Source organism: Streptococcus sp. HMSC065H07, assembly GCF_001837325.1.
Lineage (GTDB): Bacteria > Bacillota > Bacilli > Lactobacillales > Streptococcaceae > Streptococcus > Streptococcus salivarius_H.
Map to the genome: position 1 here is coordinate 28,389 of NZ_KV832026.1, position 15,577 is coordinate 43,965.

General features: G+C 38.3%; 15 protein-coding genes and 1 pseudogene. 15 read left to right on the forward strand and 1 reads right to left on the reverse strand.

Translation table 11 applies throughout. From position 1 onward, the window contains the following. Positions 1 to 9 precede the first annotated feature (9 nt). From ylqF to trmFO, 12 genes and pseudogenes are all read left to right on the forward strand, one after another. Positions 10 to 864: a ribosome biogenesis GTPase YlqF gene (gene ylqF / locus HMPREF2637_RS03295; RefSeq protein WP_014634567.1), complete on the forward strand. Its 855-nt coding sequence runs from the start codon at positions 10 to 12 to the stop codon at positions 862 to 864. After that, on the forward strand, positions 851 to 1,621 hold the full coding sequence (locus HMPREF2637_RS03300) for a ribonuclease HII (RefSeq protein WP_064521303.1): 771 nt from the start codon (positions 851 to 853) through the stop codon (positions 1,619 to 1,621). Before ylqF ends, HMPREF2637_RS03300 begins: the two co-directional genes overlap by 14 nt. Positions 1,622 to 1,627: 6 nt before the next feature. After that, a pseudogene (locus HMPREF2637_RS03305) lies at positions 1,628 to 2,564 on the forward strand (ROK family protein). A 66-nt stretch (positions 2,565 to 2,630) separates the two neighbouring features. After that, complete coding sequence (gene dprA, locus HMPREF2637_RS03310; RefSeq protein WP_064524341.1) at positions 2,631 to 3,470, forward strand: DNA-processing protein DprA; 840 nt, start codon at positions 2,631 to 2,633, stop codon at positions 3,468 to 3,470. Positions 3,471 to 3,637: 167 nt separating this feature from the next. Next, the gene (gene topA, locus HMPREF2637_RS03315; RefSeq protein WP_064524343.1) at positions 3,638 to 5,782 is read left to right on the forward strand and encodes a type I DNA topoisomerase; all 2,145 of its coding nucleotides are present in this window, start codon (positions 3,638 to 3,640) and stop codon (positions 5,780 to 5,782) included. 182 nt (positions 5,783 to 5,964) lie between these two features. Continuing rightward, positions 5,965 to 6,639 carry an ABC transporter ATP-binding protein gene (locus tag HMPREF2637_RS03320; RefSeq protein WP_064524345.1) on the forward strand — a complete coding sequence of 225 codons (675 nt, stop codon included), beginning with the start codon at positions 5,965 to 5,967 and terminating at the stop codon, positions 6,637 to 6,639. A 4-nt stretch (positions 6,640 to 6,643) separates the two neighbouring features. Further along, a complete protein-coding gene (locus tag HMPREF2637_RS03325; protein WP_064524346.1) occupies positions 6,644 to 7,372 on the forward strand; it encodes a lantibiotic immunity ABC transporter MutE/EpiE family permease subunit in 729 nt (242 codons plus the stop codon). Further along, positions 7,359 to 8,006, forward strand: coding sequence for an ABC-2 family transporter permease (locus HMPREF2637_RS03330; protein ID WP_064524348.1), 648 nt, complete (start codon positions 7,359 to 7,361; stop codon positions 8,004 to 8,006). The genes HMPREF2637_RS03325 and HMPREF2637_RS03330 overlap by 14 nt, the downstream gene beginning before the upstream one ends. A 128-nt stretch (positions 8,007 to 8,134) precedes the next feature. Continuing rightward, entirely contained in the window at positions 8,135 to 8,959 is an 825-nt protein-coding gene (locus HMPREF2637_RS03335) for a TraX family protein (RefSeq protein WP_064524350.1), read from the forward strand. 35 nt (positions 8,960 to 8,994) lie between these two features. Beyond that, on the forward strand, positions 8,995 to 9,654 hold the full coding sequence (locus tag HMPREF2637_RS03340; RefSeq protein WP_037599977.1) for a response regulator transcription factor: 660 nt from the start codon (positions 8,995 to 8,997) through the stop codon (positions 9,652 to 9,654). Further along, positions 9,645 to 11,021, forward strand: a complete 1,377-nt coding sequence (locus tag HMPREF2637_RS03345; protein ID WP_064524352.1) for a HAMP domain-containing sensor histidine kinase — start codon at positions 9,645 to 9,647, stop codon at positions 11,019 to 11,021. Before HMPREF2637_RS03340 ends, HMPREF2637_RS03345 begins: the two co-directional genes overlap by 10 nt. Before the next feature lie 117 nt (positions 11,022 to 11,138). Continuing rightward, a complete protein-coding gene (gene trmFO, locus HMPREF2637_RS03350) occupies positions 11,139 to 12,482 on the forward strand; it encodes a methylenetetrahydrofolate--tRNA-(uracil(54)-C(5))-methyltransferase (FADH(2)-oxidizing) TrmFO (protein ID WP_064524357.1) in 1,344 nt (447 codons plus the stop codon). Between the two features lie 59 nt (positions 12,483 to 12,541). On the opposite strand, the gene HMPREF2637_RS03355 is transcribed toward trmFO, so the two are convergent. Next, positions 12,542 to 13,687, reverse strand: coding sequence for a cobalamin-independent methionine synthase II family protein (locus tag HMPREF2637_RS03355; RefSeq protein ID WP_064524358.1), 1,146 nt, complete (start codon positions 13,685 to 13,687; stop codon positions 12,542 to 12,544). A 166-nt stretch (positions 13,688 to 13,853) separates the two neighbouring features. On the opposite strand from HMPREF2637_RS03355, the gene ndk reads away from it, so the two are divergent. The 3 genes from ndk (at position 13,854) to HMPREF2637_RS03370 (ending at position 15,539) form a co-directional block, all read left to right on the forward strand. Further along, positions 13,854 to 14,267: a nucleoside-diphosphate kinase gene (gene ndk / locus HMPREF2637_RS03360; protein WP_171963624.1), complete on the forward strand. Its 414-nt coding sequence runs from the start codon at positions 13,854 to 13,856 to the stop codon at positions 14,265 to 14,267. Position 14,268: 1 nt separating this feature from the next. Continuing rightward, positions 14,269 to 14,562 (forward strand): rhodanese-like domain-containing protein, encoded by a 294-nt coding sequence (locus HMPREF2637_RS03365; RefSeq protein WP_064524361.1) that lies wholly within the window; start codon positions 14,269 to 14,271, stop codon positions 14,560 to 14,562. 212 nt (positions 14,563 to 14,774) lie between these two features. Next, positions 14,775 to 15,539, forward strand: coding sequence for a (S)-acetoin forming diacetyl reductase (locus HMPREF2637_RS03370; protein ID WP_060972977.1), 765 nt, complete (start codon positions 14,775 to 14,777; stop codon positions 15,537 to 15,539). Positions 15,540 to 15,577 lie beyond the last annotated feature (38 nt).

Here is a 15,577-nt window from a genome sequence, read left to right on the forward strand (position 1 = left end):
GAGATAAACATGGCTACTATTCAATGGTTCCCTGGTCACATGTCCAAAGCCCGTCGACAAGTTCAGGAAAATCTTAAGCATGTTGATTTTGTAACAATTTTAGTGGATGCACGTTTGCCACTGTCAAGTCAAAATCCCATGCTAACTAAAATTGTTGGCGATAAACCAAAACTTTTAATTCTTAATAAGGCTGACCTTGCTGATAGTAATCGTACAAAAGAGTGGCGTAGCTATTTTGAGAGTCAAGGGATTAAAACCTTGGCCATCAATTCCAAGGAACAATCTACAGTTAAATTGGTGACAGATGCTGCTAAGAGTCTTATGGCTGACAAGATTCAACGACTACGTGAACGTGGTATTCAGAAAGAGACCTTGCGAACCATGATTATTGGGATTCCAAATGCAGGGAAATCTACCTTGATGAATCGTTTGGCTGGTAAAAAAATTGCCGTTGTAGGAAATAAACCTGGTGTGACAAAAGGTCAACAGTGGTTGAAGTCTAATAAGGACTTGGAAATTCTGGATACTCCTGGAATTTTGTGGCCTAAGTTTGAAGATGAATTGGTCGGCTTGAAGCTTGCTTTGACCGGAGCTATCAAGGACCAGCTTTTGCCAATGGATGAAGTTACGATTTTTGGCCTTAACTATTTTAAAACTTACTATCCTGAACGTTTAGAGGAACGCTTTAAAGGGATTGACCTTGAAGAAGAGGCACCAGAAATCATTATGGAAATGACTCGAAAACTTGGCTTCCGTGAAGATTATGACCGTTTCTATAATCTATTTGTCAAAGAAGTTCGTGATGGAAAACTAGGACGTTACACACTTGATATTGTTGGGGTCGATACTGATGGCGACAATTAAAGAAGTCAAAGAGCAATTGGCCACTTTGACAGACCTTGACGATCACCGATGGGCAAGTTTTGAGGAAGATAGTCGAGCTGGTGTACAGACTGCCATTAAGCAACGCCGTAAAGCTATACAAGCTGAGATTGCTGAGGAAGAACGCTTAGAGATGATGCTCAGTTATGAAAAATCGCTTTATGCTCAGGGAATTGAACTCATTGCAGGTGTTGATGAAGTTGGACGTGGCCCTTTGGCTGGGCCAGTGGTAGCTGCAGCGGTGATTTTACCAAAGCTTTGCAAAATAAAAGGTCTTAATGATAGTAAAAAAATACCAAAATCAAAACATGAAGCTATTTATAAGCAGGTCATGAAGGAAGCGGTAGCTGTTGGGATTGGTATTAAGGACAATCATGTGATTGACGATGTCAATATTTATGAAGCAACCAAGCTTGCTATGGCTGAAGCTATTGAAAAACTTAGTCCCGAACCAGAACATTTGTTAATTGATGCCATGACTTTGGACCTACCAATAGGACAAACATCGATTATAAAAGGGGATGCTAATTCTTTATCAATTGCGGCAGCTTCTATCGTAGCAAAGGTAACCCGGGATAAGATGATGGCTGACTATGATCAGGAGTTTCCTGGTTATGCATTTGCCAAAAATGCAGGTTATGGTACCAAGGATCATTTGTCTGGCATAGATAAATTTGGTGTTACTCCAATTCATAGAAGAAGCTTTGAACCCATAAAGTCAATAATAAAAAGTAGGTGAAGTGGTGTGATTTTAGCTATTGATATTGGAGGAACCTTTATCAAGTTTGGGTTAGTTGATGATGATTTTAGGATTAGCAATCAATCTAAAGTTCCAACACCACCAACGTTAGACGACTTTTGGTTGACTTTAGAGCATATTGTCTCGTCTCACAAGGATATCATTTCTGGGATTGCCATTGCATGCCCAGGAGAAATAAATAGTAAACGTGGCTTCATTTTCAAGGGCGGTCTTATCCCTTATTTAACGGCTATTCCTCTTGGGGCACGATTGACTAAAACATTTCAACTGCCTGTAAGGGTTATCAATGATGCTGATGCGGCAGCTTTGGCTGAAGCCAGATATGGAAGTCTACAAGATTTAGATTGTGGGGCTGCCTTGGTTTTAGGTACGGGTGTTGGTTTAGGACTTGTCTCACAGAAGGACTTGCTATCACCTCTGTCAGTCACCCAATATCTGCGATCTCCAAGTCCCCAAAGAATGAGTCAAACCTCTCTACCTTTCCAGTGGGAATTGTTTATGCATGGCTTAGTAAGCCTTGTCGATAATAAGGGTTCTGCAGTTGGCTTTGTTCATGAAGCCAGTCAATTACTTGGGTTAAATCAAGACGATGGTCCAGCCGTATTCTCAGCTATAGAGGGAAATCAATCGGAAGAGCTAAATCTTTTATTTAAAGACTATTGTCATGAAATTGCTGTTCTTGTGCTAAATTTGCAGAGCTTCTTTAGGCTGGAGAAAGTTGTTATCGGTGGTGGTATCAGTAGGCAAGGCACTTTAATAGAAGGAATAAGTGATGCCTATGAGGAGTTATTTAAGGATAAGCCTGGATTAGGATTTGAGCCCATAACTATTCAAGCCCATAACTATTCAAGCCTGTCATTTCCATAACGATAGTAACCTACTAGGAGCCGCGTCTTATTTTGCTTCTGAAAATGATTTGTAATCACGAAAAGTTCCATAATGGAGCTTTTTTATTTTCTGTTACGAATAATGAAAAGGAGGTATCTATATGAATAATTTTGAACTTTTTAAACTTAAGGCCGCTGGGTTGACGAATTTGAATATCTTAAATATTTTGGACTATCAAAAGACTCAAGATAGAAAATTGAGTTTACGTGATATGGCAGTGGTATCCAAGTCTAAAAATGCCGTTCTTTTTATGGAAAAGTATAAGAGTTTAGATATTAAACAACTCAAAGAACAGTTTGAACGTTTTCCTACGTTATCGATTTTTGATAAAGAATATCCCATTGAGCTGAAGTATACCTATAATCCTCCTGTCCTCCTTTATTATCAGGGGAATCTTGATTTACTGAGTAAACCAAAGCTAGCTGTTGTTGGGGCAAGAAAGTGTTCTGAAACAGGCAAACAGTCCGTTCGAAAAATTGTTAGTGAACTTGGTAATCACTTTACTATTGTGAGTGGATTGGCTCGTGGGATTGATACTTGTGCGCATATGGAGGCCTTGAAAAATAAGGGGAACACTATTGCAGTTATCGGGACCGGACTTGATGTTTATTATCCTAAAGAAAATAAAGCTTTGCAGGACTATATGGCCAAAAATCATTTAGTTCTTACAGAATATGGACCGGGTGAACAGCCTCTCAAGTACCACTTTCCTGAACGCAATCGGATTATTTCTGGATTGTGTCAAGGAGTTATGGTCGTAGAAGCTAAGCTTCGCTCGGGAAGTCTGATTACTTGTGAGCGTGCCATGGAAGAAGGTAGAGATGTTTTTGCTATTCCAGGAAATATTTTAGATGGAAAGTCAGACGGATGTCATCACTTAATTCAAGAGGGTGCAAAGTGCATCACGACAGGGTTTGACATCCTATCAGAGTTTTCTTGAAAATCAAAGTTCTCCTATAGAGATAAAGTTTTTTATTGACAGTTAAAGAAAAGGAAGGTATCATGTTAGTTGCTCGGTCCAAGATGTTTCATTTTTTAATGTCTTGTGACTAGATTTTAGACAGATTAGTGGCGCAGCCAGTTTATAACATTATAAGGAAATAGTCTATGGCGACAGCAACAACAACAAAAACGAAAACTAAAACAACAAAGAAAACGACAGCCAAAAAGGCGACTAAAAAGAGAGCGACACCAAAGAAAAATTTGGTCATCGTGGAGTCTCCTGCTAAAGCGAAAACGATTGAGAAATATCTTGGCCGCAACTATAAAGTTGTAGCCTCTGTTGGGCATATTCGTGATTTGAAAAAATCAAGTATGTCTATTGATTTTGAAAACAACTACGAACCTCAGTACATTAATATTCGAGGTAAGGGACCTCTTATCAATGAATTGAAGAAAGAAGCTAAAAAAGCCAAGCAAGTCTTTCTCGCAAGTGACCCGGACCGTGAAGGGGAAGCTATTTCATGGCATTTGTCACATATTCTTGGATTAGAGCCAGATGATAAGAATCGTGTCGTTTTTAACGAAATCACTAAAGACGCAGTAAAAAATGCCTTCGTAGAGCCACGCGCCATTGACATGGACTTGGTAGATGCCCAGCAAGCTCGTCGTGTCTTGGACCGTATTGTGGGTTACTCTATTTCACCGCTTCTATGGAAGAAGGTTAAGAAAGGTCTTTCGGCCGGTCGTGTACAATCGGTAGCTCTTAAACTCATTATCGACCGTGAGAATGAAATTAAGGCCTTTAAACCAGAAGAATACTGGACTATTGATGGTGCTTTTAAGAAGGGTGCTAAAAAGTTTCAGGCTAGCTTCTATGGCTTGGATGGTAAAAAGCTTAAGCTCAACAATAATGATGATGTTCAAGCTGTTCTCTCTCGTATCACAAGTGATGACTTTAACGTTGATAAGGTAGAGAAAAAAGAACGTCGTCGTAATGCGCCATTGCCATATACAACTTCATCTCTCCAACAGGATGCTGCCAATAAGATTAACTTCCGTACACGTAAGACCATGATGGTTGCCCAACAGTTGTATGAAGGGATTAATCTTGGTTCAGGCGCTCAAGGTTTGATTACCTATATGCGTACGGACTCTACACGTATCAGTCCGGTGGCACAAAACCAGGCTGCTGAATTTATTACGGAACGCTTTGGTTCTAAGTATTCAAAACATGGTAGCAAGGTGAAAAATAGTTCGGGAGCACAAGATGCCCATGAGGCTATTCGTCCGTCAAATGTTTTCCAAACACCAGAAAGCATCGCTAAGTATTTGGATAAGGATCAGCTCAAGCTTTATACTCTTATCTGGAATCGTTTTGTGGCGAGTCAAATGACAGCTGCTGTATTTGATACGATGAAGGTGACCTTGTCTCAAAACGGAGTCATTTTCACAGCAAAAGGTAGCCAAATCAAGTTCGATGGTTATATGGCCGTTTACAACGACTCTGATAAGAATAAAATGCTTCCTGATATGGCTGAAGGTGATACGGTTAAGAAGGTTGTGACAACGCCTGAACAACACTTCACGCAACCCCCTGCCCGCTATTCTGAAGCGACTCTGATTAAGACGCTGGAAGAAAATGGTGTTGGTCGTCCGTCAACTTATGCACCGACACTTGATGTTATTCAACGTCGTTACTATGTTAAATTAGTAGCTAAACGTTTTGAACCAACAGAACTTGGTGAAATCGTTAATAGCTTAATCGTCGAATTCTTCCCAGACATCGTGGATGTTAAATTCACTGCCGAGATGGAAGGAAAACTCGATAAAGTTGAAATCGGTAAAGAGCAGTGGCAAAAGGTTATTGATGAGTTCTTCAAACCTTTCCAAAAAGAATTGGAAAAAGCTGAAGAAGGTATTGAAAAAATCCAAATCAAGGATGAGCCAGCTGGTTTTGATTGTGACCTCTGTGGTCACCCAATGGTAATCAAACTTGGTCGATATGGTAAGTTTTATGCATGTAGTAACTTCCCAGATTGTCACAATACTAAAGCCATAACCAAAGAAATTGGCGTTACTTGTCCAACCTGTGGTAAAGGTCAGGTCATCGAACGTAAGACAAAACGAAATCGTGTCTTCTATGGTTGTGATCGCTATCCTGACTGTGAATTTACATCGTGGGATATCCCTGTTGGACGTAACTGTCCTAAATCAGGCGATTATCTTGTCGAGAAGAAAGTCCGTGGTGGCGGCAAGCAAGTTATCTGTAGTAACGAAGAGTGTGACTACAAAGAATCTATTGTTAAATAAAAAGAAAACTATCTCAAGTTAAGTCTTGAGATAGTTTTTTGCATTTTATCAAAAAAACTGATACTTTCCTTAAATTTGTTTTTTATACTAAGCATGAAAAGAAAGGAGAGTAAGTGGTTTTCTGATATTAGGTAAATATAAGCTTATATTGAAAACAGAACTATTCTAAAAGAGGTGTACAAATGCAAATAACTGTTAAACAACTTTCAAAATCCTACAAAGATAAGACTATTTTAGACAACATCACATTTACAATTGAATCTGGAACGGTTTCTGGTCTATTAGGAGTAAATGGGGCTGGTAAGTCAACTCTGATGAAAATTCTTTTTGGTTTAGTCCAAAAAAGTAGTGGAGAAATTCGATTTGATGGATCATCCAAAAACAAACATTTATTAGGTGCATTAATCGAAGCACCTGCAATTTATCACAACCTTTCGGCTTTTGATAATCTAAAAACAAAAGCGTTGTTATATGATATTCCTGATTCAAAAATTTTTGAAACCTTGGAAATAATTGGTCTTTCAAATACTGGAAAGAAAAAAGCCGGTAAATTTTCATTAGGTATGAAGCAGCGACTTGGGATTGGTATGGCTATTTTAACTAATCCCCAATTTTTAATTCTAGATGAGCCTACTAATGGCCTTGATCCTGATGGTATAAATGAATTGCTAAACCTTATTCGTTCTTTGAAAGCAAAAGGGATGACAATTCTGGTTTCCAGTCATCAACTTCTAGAAATTAGTAAGGTTGCTGATCATATTCTTATTCTCGATAAAGGTAAAATTCAATATGATGGTGAAAACAAAAATGTAGATAGTCTTGAGAGACTCTTCTTTAAAATTGTTCATGGGGGTTAGTGATATGCAAAAGATATTCTATTCGGAATTGCTCAAATTACGACATTTAGGAACGACTAAATTCTTAATCATCATACCATTTTTAACCGTTCTTATAGCCTTTTTAATGGGAGGGTTACAGATTTTTGTTCCTTTCTCGGTTTATTGGTGGGAAGCTATCTTTTTATATCTTGTAAATGGTCTTTTGTTTATAGTTGATAGACGTTTAGAAGACCAGGCTGGGCATTTTCAAAATGTTACAAATGGATATTTCACTTGGAAAATTATCTTGATGAAAATGGTGCTTATAGGAATGAGGACATTGATTTCTAGTTTATTCTTACTTGCTTTCCTCAGTCTCGTTGCATTTATTTACACAGGTTTTATTCCAATAAATATTCCTAAAACAGCTATTTCATTAATTTTAATTTGGATGACAACTTTATGGAATATTCCTTTTCTTTATCTGATGTCTAAATACATGAGTCATTTCATTCTATTAGCGCTTAATACACTGGTTTGTCTTTTAATAGCCCCCTTTATTGCTCAAAGTCCTCTCTGGTTCGTCTTGCCCTATACCTATCACTATAAAATAGCTCAATTTATATTAAACCTTAAACCATCGGGAGATGTTCTTACAAATCAAAATCAAACCAGCATTTTGCAAGTGCCGCTTATTATTATTTTATCAATGATAATGATAATTCTTTTATCGTATATCCTAAAAAGGAGGAAATCAAGTGTTAAGGAGTGAGTTACTTAAATTAAAAAACACAGTAGGTCTCTATCTTGTTTTCAGTTTTGCGGTATTAGAAACCCTTACAATTCCATTATATGTGAGGTTTGTGCCCAAAGTCATATTTATAAGCAATCTAGCTATCTTATCTTTTTTATGCTATCCGCTATTGACATCATTTTTGTCAATTTTATGGATTGAACAAGAAGAACACGCTAATCATTATCAAGAAATATTGAGTTATCCTAAGAAAAGACGTTTATGGTTGACAAAACTTTTAATAGCAGACCTAATCCTTAGTCTACCTTCTTTATTGAGTTGGATTAGTATAAATCTACTCTTAAAACATAGCCTTGATGGATTTGTAGTAAGCCTATCAAGTTGGATGCTAATTATCTTTCTCAATCATTTTCATTACTTAACACAAGTGAGTCTGAACAGTGCCAGTAATATTATTATCTCTATGGTTGAAATTATTTTTATTATTTTTGCTAGTAATAAAGTTTTCTTGTCTATTCATTGGCTTCCTATTGCATTTCCTATTAACAGCATTCTCATAGGTGATTGGCGTCAACTCACTACCTTGCCTTTATGGATAGTTGGGGTGACTATGTTATTTATTTGTTCCATAGATTTCAAAACAAAAAGATAATATAAGAAATAACATGGATAGTGTATTAGTCTTCAATGATTATCCTAAAATAATATTAATTGTTTGTCTGAAAAGTAAACTATATTAGTTAATTTTTTTTACTAAGAATGAAAGAAAGGAGAGTTATTATGAAACGTTTAAGTTTGACAAGTTTCCAACTCAAATATATAGCCTTAATTACTATGGTATTTGACCATATTCATTACTTTTTTGATTATACAGGGAAAATACCAATTTGGTTTACTATGATTGGGAGATTAGCGGCCCCCTTGTTCCTTTTTGCTGTGATTGAAGGTTTCGTTCATACACACAATCGAAAAAAATACTTCCTAAAGATTTATGCTTTAGCGATTTTGATGGGATTGATTCAGTTTGGATTCTATAATTTTTTACATCCTCTTGTGAGACCAGATGGTTTCTTTCCACAAAATATGATGCTGTCATCATTCGCTATTTTGCTTGTTGCTCTTCAAGGTATTGCTTGGATTCAAGAAAAGAAATACCTTAAAGGAATTCCAACCTTACTTTTCCCAATATTACTCCCATTGCTAATGTTGCCTTTTTATCTGCTAAGTGTGAATAAACCTATGTTACTTTTTCTACTAAAATTTCTCAATTTTACAGTGCTACCAGTTCATACATTTATTAGTGATGGAGGAACATGGTTGCTTTTGACTGGTATCGCTATGTATCTTTGTCATAAGAATCTTAAGAAAGAAGTGCTTGCTTTTGTGAGTGTTAGTCTTGTTTGGGTACTAATGGCGATTGTTCTAACTAGACCTTCTTTTCACGATTTAATGTTTAAATACATTGAATGGATGGAAATATTTGCAGCTCCTTTGATGCTTTGTTATAACGGTCAAAGAGGGAATGGGTCAAAATATTTATTCTATGTCTTTTACCCAACACATATTTATCTACTCTACGCCTTGTCAGTTATCTTCTATAGATGATATGATAAAGGTAATTTTGTACGAAAGGAAAGCTTATGGCTCAAATACTTGTTATTGATGATCAAGAAGATATTGTGAAATTGGTTGTAAAAGCTTTAGAGCTTAAAAATCATAAGGTGACGGGGTTTACAAGTGTTTTAGATTTGGATAAGAACTCGTTGCCACGGTTTGACCTGATATTACTAGATATCATGATGCCTGATGTTGACGGTCTCCAGTTTTGTCATGAGATTCGTGATCAGGTGGATTGCCCCATACTTTTTATTACAGCCAGAACGCAAGAAGGGGATATCGTTCAGGGATTGTGCTATGGGGCGGATGATTATATTTGCAAACCATTTGGGGTTAAAGAACTCCAAGCGCGTGTTGCGGCTCACTTGAGACGTGAAAGTCGTGAACGTCACCATAAGCTTTCACTTGGTGATTTTCAGTTTGATTTGTCAGCTCAGGAGCTTTATGTTGAGAATCAGTTGTTAGATTTGACTAAGTCGGAGTACGGTATTTGTCAATTTTTGGCTGAAAATAAGGGCCAAGTCTTTTCAAAAGAACAAATCTACACGCATTTGTACGGCTATGAGGATAAAGGAAGTCCAACAGCAGTGGCTGAACATATTAAAAATATCCGTGCAAAGCTCAAAGATGTTGGGCAAAATCCTATTGAAACAGTCTGGGGGATTGGTTACAAGTGGCACTAATTAAAAAACGAGAACACTCTCTAAGAACAATCTTGTTATCTTATGTCGTCAGCCTGACGGTCCTCTCGGCAATCAGCAGTCTTCTTATTTTGTATTTGTTCAGCTTGTCTTATCGTTTTGGCGTTGTGATTCCAGCAAATCAGGTAGAAAGTGATTTGTCTGCTGTCAGGAATGATATTGAAACTTCTAAGGTCTTTAATCCAGATGTCTTGCCCGATGGTACTCGCTATGTCTTTTTAACTAGGGAATTTAAGCTTAAGAAGTCTAACATGCCAGTTAACTTGCAAGAAGAATCCTTACTAAATTACCAATTCAAGAATGCTCACGGTGGGATATACGGCTATTTTCAGTCTTTTGAACGGTCAGATGGTATAGTCATTGTCAACTATCAATTATCACCTAGGTATCATAATGCGTGGATGAATCAGCATTTTCCCAATGCTGATCTATTGATGATTGGCTCAATGATTGTATTCATTCTCCTCATATTTGTTATTTTAACTTTTTACTATGCAAATAAATTAAGTCAGCAGCTTAAACCTATATTAAAAGTTACTGAAAAAATTTCCCAACAAGACTTGGATTTTCAAACCTACCAGTCTACAATTAAGGAATTCAATCAGGTTTTAAGTGGCTTGGATCACATGAGGGTTGCGCTTCGTGAATCTTTGATGGAAAATTGGAAGGCAGAGCAAGATAAGCAAAATCAGATTTCAGCCTTGACACATGATTTAAAGACACCACTGACAGTTGCTCGTGGAAATGCAGACCTCTTAGCCATGACTCCCTTAGATGTAGAACAGATGGACTTATTAGAGCATTTTCAAAAGGGGATTACACAGGTTGATGCTTATGTTAAAGAGTTGTCTGAACTCAACAAAACGAGTTTGACGAAAACCTTGACGCTTGAAGACATTTCGGTTAGGGAATTTATTGAAGACATTTACGATCAAACCTTGTCACTAGCTCAAACCAAACAAATCAATGTAGCATTTGACAAGAAGGAGATTAAGAAAGCAATCATAGGCCATTGGGACAGGTCCTTGTTGAATCGAGCTTTTATGAATATTGTTTCAAATGCCGTAGAGCATACACCCAGTGGCAGTCAGTTGCTCCTGACCGCTAGGGTAGAAGAAGATGAATTCAAGTTTATCTGCCTTGATTCTGGTTCTGGATTTTCCCTTGAATCTCTTGAAAAGGCTACTCAGCTCTTTTATCAAGAGGATAAAAGCAGACAGAGCCGCAATCATAGTGGTCTTGGTCTGACTATTGCTAATGATATTATTCGCTTACACCATGGTGGTCTTGCTCTTTCGAATGACGATAACACGCATGGTGCTAAAGTGACTATCACTTTACCCCTTTAAATACAGATGACTCCTAGTCGCCAGATGAGGAGTTTTTTGCTATACTACTAAGAGTAAAAATGTAGAAAGATTTGTGGGGACAGGATTTTATCTTGTTCCCGAAGAGGTATTAGTGTCATGTCTCAATCAAAAGCAGATTATATTAACGTGATTGGAGCTGGATTGGCCGGCTCTGAAGCAGCTTATCAGATTGCTAAACGTGGTATTCCGGTAAAACTATATGAAATGCGTGGAATCAAAGCAACACCTCAGCATAAGACAACAAACTTTGCAGAATTGGTTTGCTCTAACTCTTTCCGTGGAGATAGTTTGACCAATGCTGTAGGGCTTCTTAAAGAAGAAATGCGTCGTTTGGACTCTATCATTATGCGTAATGGAGAAGCTCATCGTGTACCAGCTGGTGGTGCCATGGCGGTTGACCGTGAAGGTTATGCAGAAGCAGTGACAGCTGAAATTGAGAACAATCCATTAATTGAAGTTATCCGTGAAGAAATCACAGAAATTCCTGATGATGCCATTACAGTTATTGCTTCAGGTCCTTTGACTTCTGATGCTTTAGCTGAAAAAATTCACAAGCTTAACGGTGGAGATGGTTTCTATTTCTATGATGCCGCTGCACCGATTGTTGATAAAGCGACTATCGACATGAACAAAGTCTACCTTAAGTCACGCTATGACAAGGGTGAAGCAGCTTACCTAAACTGTCCAATGACCAAGGAAGAGTTCATGGCCTTCCACGAGGCCTTGACAACAGCTGAAGAAGCTCCTTTGAATTCTTTTGAAAAAGAAAAGTATTTCGAGGGCTGTATGCCTATCGAGGTTATGGCTAAACGTGGTATCAAGACAATGCTCTATGGTCCTATGAAACCAGTTGGTTTGGAGTATCCTGAAGATTACAAAGGGCCACGTGATGGTGACTTCAAGACCCCTTATGCGGTTGTTCAGCTTCGTCAGGACAATGCAGCTGGTAGCCTCTATAATATCGTTGGTTTCCAAACCCACCTTAAATGGGGAGAGCAAAAGCGTGTCTTCCAAATGATTCCAGGTCTTGAAAATGCAGAATTTGTACGTTACGGGGTTATGCACCGCAACTCTTACATGGATTCGCCAAACTTGCTTAAACAGACCTTCCAATCAAAATCAACCCCTAACTTGTTCTTTGCGGGACAAATGACTGGTGTTGAAGGTTATGTTGAATCGGCTGCCTCAGGTTTGGTTGCCGGCATCAATGCTGCCCGTCTCTTTAAGGGCGAAGATGAACTTATCTTCCCTCAAACAACAGCTATCGGGAGTCTTCCATATTATGTGACTCACGCTGAAAGTAAACATTTTCAACCAATGAATGTTAACTTTGGTATTATCAAAGAGTTGGAAGGGCCACGTATTCGTGACAAGAAAGAGCGCTATGAAAAAATTGCTGAGCGAGCTCTTAAAGATTTACAACCTTTTATTCAAGCTTAGACAACATTAAAATCCCTTACCGAATACGGCAAGGGATTTTAATGTTTAAAAGTATTCAATTAACCAAAGAATTTCTTAGCGATTTCTTGACCTTGTTTGATTTTAGTCCATTGTTGTGGTGTTGCCAACTCATTACCTGAGTCACATGAGGCGAAACCACATTGGTGAGAGAGGAAGAGACGTTCTTTTGGAAGGATTTGACTCGCTTTTTCAAGCAAATCGAGGACACGCTCTTCGTCATCAAGGTCAGTAGTTTTAGAAGACAAAAGTCCTAGTACAACTTCAGCTTTGCTGTCTTTGAGGGCTTCGAGAGCTTTGATATCACCAGCGGTGTCGCTATCCCACTCAAGGAAGAAACGGTCATAGTGTTGCTCTGCCAAGAACTTCTTAGCGATGGCTTCGTAAGTTCCTTCGGCAGCAGAACGGCTTTCATAGTTACCACGACAGTTGTGTGTCCAAACCGTTAAACCAAGTTCGTGAGCATAGTCTACAACCTCGTTATTGATAGCTACAAACTCATCAGCCAATTCTGCTAAATCAGAATTACCTTCCGCAAAGAAACTTGCAGGGTTTGATGGGTCAAAAAGTTCCCAGAGACAGTCATCAAATTGAACAATTTTTCCACCGACAGCCTTGTATTCTTCCAAGAATTCTTTATAGGCATTAATGATACCTTTTTTGAGGTCTTCATTTGTTTCGTAGACTTGTCCAGGACCAGCCAAACGGTCAAAGATAGCAAGTTCAGTGTAGGCATGAGCAGGTCCCCAGATAGTTTGTTTGGTATCTTCATCACCAGCTTCAGCTTTTACCAATTTGTAAATATCTAGGTAATGGTGGTTCTTACCTGAGAGCGGCTCAGTGATGCGAATACCGATATCTTTACGTGTTTCATATTGACCACCATCATGGTCTTTAAAAGTGTAGCCATGCTCAGCAATGTAGCGTTCAATTCCTTTAAATCCCCAGACAAAGTCTAAATGCCACATAGAACGTCCAAACTCACCATCAGTAAGGATGTCAATACCGTTAGCTTTTTGGTCAGCCACAATTTGCTTAATATCTGCAGTTTCAGTTTCTTGATAACCAGGAAGGGCATCATAGAAAGGATACTGGATGTCGTCACGTTGCTCGATTTCGTCCTTATATTTACGGAGATCTGCAGGACGAAGAAGAGAACCTACTAATTGGAATTTAGATTTTGTCATTGTATTTACCTCGAAATGTCTATTTATGTCTATAGTACTTCTTATCTAGACTAATGAAAAATAGTTAATTTTTTGCTGAGGTTATAGTTTTAGGCTATATATACTTTATCTCTGCAAAATGATGCTTCCTATGGTAAAATGGAAAAAAACGATGAAGGTTGAGAACATGCAAAAAACATTCTTTATTATTAAACCAGATGCTGTTAAACGCCATCTAATTGGTCAAGTGCTTGATCGTATCGAACGTCGTGGTTTCATTATTGAACGAATGGAAATGCTGATGCTTGACGAAGAACGTCTTAAAGAACATTATGCTCAATTGGTTGATAAACCATTTTTCCCTAGTATTTCTGAATTCATGATGAGTGGCCCAGCAGTTATTGGTATTATGTCTGGCCCAGGTGTTATCAAGTCATGGCGTGATATGATGGGAGCAACTAATCCTGGGGATGCTACTCCAGGAACGATTCGTGGAGACTTTGCAACTGCACCAGATGGGGACATGGTTCCGAATATTGTTCATGGTTCTGATTCAGAAGAATCTGCGGCTCGAGAAATTCAGATTTGGTTTGGTGAGTAAGATGGATTTAGTAAAGATTCAATCTGATTTAGCTAAGGGTGGACTGTTAATTGATGTCAGAAGTCCAGAAGAGTATGCAGAAGGTCATGTTAAGAATGCCCTCTTGATTCCTCATACACAATTTTTTTCTGCTGAGATTCCAGCTGAAAAAGACGCTTCAATTTACCTCTATTGTAAAATGGGGCCTCGTGCAGAATTTGCTGCATCAGTTCTTAAAGAGCGAGGTTATACTAAGGTGACTAACTTGGGTGGCTTGGACGATATGGAAGCACTAGGTTTTGAATTTGAAGAATAATAGGAATAAGGTCACCCAAGGGTGGTCTTATTTGTTTTCAGAAAAGTTTGATAATTACTTGACAACGTTTTCATAAAGGAGTAGAATTTTTATTGAGTTAAGACAAAGCCTATGAAAATGACTTTGCCAGAACTTGACTAACTTAGCGTATTCCAATTGAGATAAGGCTGGGTATTAAGCCAGTGACTCTAATTGGTAGAGGAGGATTTCGTATGTCAAAAGTTGCTATTGTTACAGGTGCAGGTCAAGGTATTGGTTTTGCGATTGCAAAACGTTTGGTTGAAGATGGTTTTAAAGTCGGAGTATTGGACTACAACGCTGAAACTGCAGAAAAAGCGGTTGCTGAATTGTCAGCAGACAAAGCATTTGCGGTTGTAGCTGATGTATCTAAACAAGCTGAAGTAGCAGCTGCTTTCCAAAAAGTTGTTGATCACTTTGGTGACTTGAATGTTGTTGTTAATAATGCCGGTGTGGCACCAACAACACCACTTGATACTATTACTGAAGAACAGTTCCAACGTACATTTAACATCAATGTCGGTGGTGTTATCTGGGGTGCTCAAGCTGCACAAGCACAATTTAAAGCACTCGGTCATGGTGGTAAAATCATCAATGCAACTTCTCAAGCTGGTGTCGTTGGTAACCCTAACTTGACTGTATACGGTGGTACTAAATTCGCTGTGCGTGGTATTACTCAAACTTTGGCGCGTGACTTGGCTGAATCAGGTATCACTGTTAATGCTTATGCACCAGGTATCGTTAAGACTCCAATGATGTTTGACATTGCTCACGAAGTTGGTAAAAATGCTGGTAAAGATGATGAATGGGGTATGCAAACTTTTGCTAAAGATATTACTCTCAAACGTTTGTCAGAACCTGAAGATGTGGCAGCAGCAGTTAGCTTCTTGGCTGGACCTGACTCAAACTACATCACAGGTCAAACAATCATCGTTGATGGTGGTATGCAATTCCATTAATATTAAAAAGGAGAGCGGAAGACTCTCTTTTTTTTTTT

Bases quoted from the DNA above. Each gene is read 5' to 3' on its own strand.
- dprA (WP_064524341.1), top strand. From the start codon at position 2,631: ATGAATAATTTTGAACTTTTTAAACTTAAGGCCGCTGGGTTGACGAAT.
- HMPREF2637_RS03300 (WP_064521303.1), top strand. From the start codon at position 851: ATGGCGACAATTAAAGAAGTCAAAGAGCAATTGGCCACTTTGACAGAC.
- HMPREF2637_RS03365 (WP_064524361.1), top strand. From the start codon at position 14,269: ATGGATTTAGTAAAGATTCAATCTGATTTAGCTAAGGGTGGACTGTTA.
- topA (WP_064524343.1), top strand. From the start codon at position 3,638: ATGGCGACAGCAACAACAACAAAAACGAAAACTAAAACAACAAAGAAA.
- trmFO (WP_064524357.1), top strand. From the start codon at position 11,139: ATGTCTCAATCAAAAGCAGATTATATTAACGTGATTGGAGCTGGATTG.
- HMPREF2637_RS03320 (WP_064524345.1), top strand. From the start codon at position 5,965: ATGCAAATAACTGTTAAACAACTTTCAAAATCCTACAAAGATAAGACT.
- ylqF (WP_014634567.1), top strand. From the start codon at position 10: ATGGCTACTATTCAATGGTTCCCTGGTCACATGTCCAAAGCCCGTCGA.
- HMPREF2637_RS03335 (WP_064524350.1), top strand. From the start codon at position 8,135: ATGAAACGTTTAAGTTTGACAAGTTTCCAACTCAAATATATAGCCTTA.
- ndk (WP_171963624.1), top strand. From the start codon at position 13,854: ATGCAAAAAACATTCTTTATTATTAAACCAGATGCTGTTAAACGCCAT.
- HMPREF2637_RS03355 (WP_064524358.1), bottom strand. From the start codon at position 13,687: ATGACAAAATCTAAATTCCAATTAGTAGGTTCTCTTCTTCGTCCTGCA.
- HMPREF2637_RS03340 (WP_037599977.1), top strand. From the start codon at position 8,995: ATGGCTCAAATACTTGTTATTGATGATCAAGAAGATATTGTGAAATTG.
- HMPREF2637_RS03325 (WP_064524346.1), top strand. From the start codon at position 6,644: ATGCAAAAGATATTCTATTCGGAATTGCTCAAATTACGACATTTAGGA.
- HMPREF2637_RS03370 (WP_060972977.1), top strand. From the start codon at position 14,775: ATGTCAAAAGTTGCTATTGTTACAGGTGCAGGTCAAGGTATTGGTTTT.